Raw genomic sequence first — 2,880 nt, 5'->3', positions numbered from 1 at the left:
AGGTAGCCGGTGGCGCCCGCCTCCACTCCCTCCGCACCCACCTCCTGACCCTCTGGGCCCTGCTCCTCGCCTCGGCGGGCGCCACCGGCTACCTGCTGACCGAGTTCTACGCCCAGTCGGCCGCCGTGCAGGTGGCGCAGGCCGAGGTCGAGGTGGCGCGCTCCTGCCGCGAGATCGGCGACCGGTTCGCCTTCTTCACCGCCGGCTGGAGCGGCGGAGCGACGGAGATCGACGACACCCTGAAAGGACAGCTCACCGACGTGGTGGTGACGGCGCTCGCCGGCCATCCGGGGGTGGAGGGCGGGATCTGGACCGCAGGCGCCGGCTCGGCCGCCTACGCCTTTCCGACCTACGAGGGCACGGGGCCGAAGACCGACCTGCCCTCGGCCGAGATCGACACGATCCGGCGCATCAACGCCGAGACCCTGAGCGGCGAGCGGCCGGTGGCGACGCGGCGGGTCTCCCGCACCCAGACGCTGGTGGTGCAGGGCTGCCCCCTGCGCGGCCCGATCCACGGGGCGACGGCCTGGACGATGACGCGGGTCCATACCGACGAGGGCCGGGCCTACGGCCAGCTCCTCGCCGGGTTCGGCTTCCTCGCCGCGACGGTGCTGGGCTCGGCCCTGATCCTCGGACGGCTGCTCTGGGTGCTCGGGCGGCGGATCGCCCGGCTCGAGGGCCAGCTCGGCCTCGAGACGCCGGCGGGCGACCTGCCCCGCCTGGCGCCGACCGGCCTGCGCGAGCTCGACCGGCTGGTCGAGGCGTTGAACGCCGCGGGCCTGCGCCTCGGCGCGGCCCGGCAGCGCGCCGCGGAGGCCGAGCGCCTCGCCGCGCTGGGCCAGCTCACCGCCGGCATCGCCCACGAGATCCGCAACCCCCTGGCGGCGATCCGGCTCAAGGCCGAGAACGCGCTGGCGAGCCCGGACCCGGCCCGGCCGCGCGCCGCCCTCGACCTCGTGCTGGCCCAGGTCGCCCGCCTCGACCGGCTGACCCGCGACCTCCTCAGCCTGACCCAGCCGCGGATGCCGGTCCTCGCGCCCGTCGACCTCGCGGGCGTGCTGGAGGCGTGCGCGCACCTCCACGACGAGCTTGCCCGGGAGCGGGACGTGCAGATCGTGGTGGCGGACGCGTCCGCGCGGCAGGTCCGCCTCGACGAGGCGCAAGTTCGGCGCGCCCTCGACAACCTCGTCCTCAACGCGCTGCAGCACAGCCCGGCGGGCGGCACGGTGAGGCTCTCGGCCCAGGCCGAGAACGGCCGGGTGCGGATCCGCGTCGCCGACGAGGGACCGGGCGTCGCCGAGGCCCTGCGCGGCCGGCTGTTCGACCCCTTCGTCACCGGCCGGCCGGACGGGACCGGCCTCGGCCTCGCGATCGTGCGGGAGATCGCCCGCGCTCATGGTGGACGGGTGCACCTCGCCGCCCCACCTCCCGGTGGCCCGTCCCCCGATGCCCCGGGTCCCGGCGCGACCTTCACGATCGATCTGCCCGAGATCGATCCGCCCGAACCGGACACGCCCGAGACCGCCCCGTGACGGACAGCGCTCCCGCCCGCATCCTGATCGTCGACGACGAGCCGGCCCTGCGCGAGGGACTGGCCGAGACGGTGAGCGATCTCGGCCATACCCCGATCCTCGCCGCCTCGGGCGCCGAGGCGCTGGCGCGGGTCGCCGCCGATCCGGCCATCGCGGCGGTGCTCCTCGACCTGCGGATGCCGGGCGAATTCGACGGGATGGCGGTGCTCCAGCGCCTGCGGGCCAGGCCGGCGGCGCCGCCGGTCGCCGTGCTGACCGCCTATGCCAGCGCCGAGAACACCATCGAGGCGATGCGGCTCGGCGCCTACGACCACCTGACGAAGCCCGTCGGCCGGGCCGAACTGGCGGATCTCCTCGGCGGGATGCTGGCGCAGGCCGCCATGCGGCCCGGCGAGCCGCCCGCCCCGGCCGCGGCGGCGGGCCTGATCGGCACCAGCGAGGCGATGCGGCGGGTGCAGAAGGCGGTCGGGCTCGCCGCCGACGGCGACGCCACGGTGCTGCTCTGCGGCGAGACCGGCACCGGCAAGGAGGTCGCGGCCCGGGCGCTGCACGCCCATGGCCGCCGGCGTGACGGCCCGTTCGTGCCGGTGAACTGCGCGGCGATCCCCGCCGACCTCCTCGAGAGCGAGCTGTTCGGCCACCTGCGCGGCGCCTTCACGGGGGCGGCCCAGGACCGCGCCGGGGCGTTCCGGGAGGCTTCGGGCGGCACGCTCTTCCTCGACGAGATCGGCGACATGCCGCCACCCATGCAGGCCAAGATCCTGCGGGCGCTCCAGGAGCGGGTGGTGACGCCGGTGGGCGGCCGGCCCGTTCCCGTGACCGTGCGGGTGGTGGCGGCGACCCATCGCGACCTGCCGCGCCTCGTCGCCGAGGGCGGCTTCCGCCAGGACCTCTTTTATCGCCTCAACGTCGTGCCGATCACCCTGCCGCCCCTGCGCGAGCGCCTGGCCGACCTCCTGCCGCTGGCCGAGCACTTCCTCGCCCTCGCCGGTGCCGGGACGACGCGCCTGTCGCCCGAGGCGGCCGCCGCCCTGATGCGCCACCCCTGGCCCGGCAACGTGCGCGAGTTGCGCAACGTGATCGAGCGCGCGGCCCTGCTGGCGCGGGGGCCGGTGATCGGCGGGGGCGATCTCGGCCTCGCCGGGGCGGCGGCGGAGGACACGGAGACCGCCCTGCCGGCCTGGCTCGGCGACGACCTGCCGGGGGCCGTGGCGCGGCTCGAGGAGGCGATGATCCGCCGGGCCCTGCGCGCGAGCGGCGGCAACCGCGCGCGGGCCGCGAAGGCCCTCGGCATCCAGCGCCAGCTCCTCTACGCCAAGATCGAGCGCCACGGCCTCGCGCGCGAGGC

General features: G+C 76.5%; 2 protein-coding genes. Both read left to right on the top strand.

Translation table 11 applies throughout. The annotated features are described in order from the left end of the window. The coding region (locus tag QR78_RS28050; RefSeq protein ID WP_048430907.1) for a sensor histidine kinase at positions 1–1,532 on the top strand (1,532 nt) is incomplete at its 5' end. Further along, positions 1,529–2,880: sigma-54-dependent transcriptional regulator (locus tag QR78_RS28045; protein WP_048430906.1), on the top strand; the 1,352-nt coding region annotated here is incomplete at its 3' end. The genes QR78_RS28050 and QR78_RS28045, both read left to right, overlap by 4 nt.

It is taken from the genome of Methylobacterium indicum (assembly GCF_001043895.1).
Classification (GTDB): domain Bacteria; phylum Pseudomonadota; class Alphaproteobacteria; order Rhizobiales; family Beijerinckiaceae; genus Methylobacterium; species Methylobacterium indicum.
Note: the sequence above shows the minus strand (reverse complement) of the source record. Positions and strands in the feature narration are given on the sequence as shown.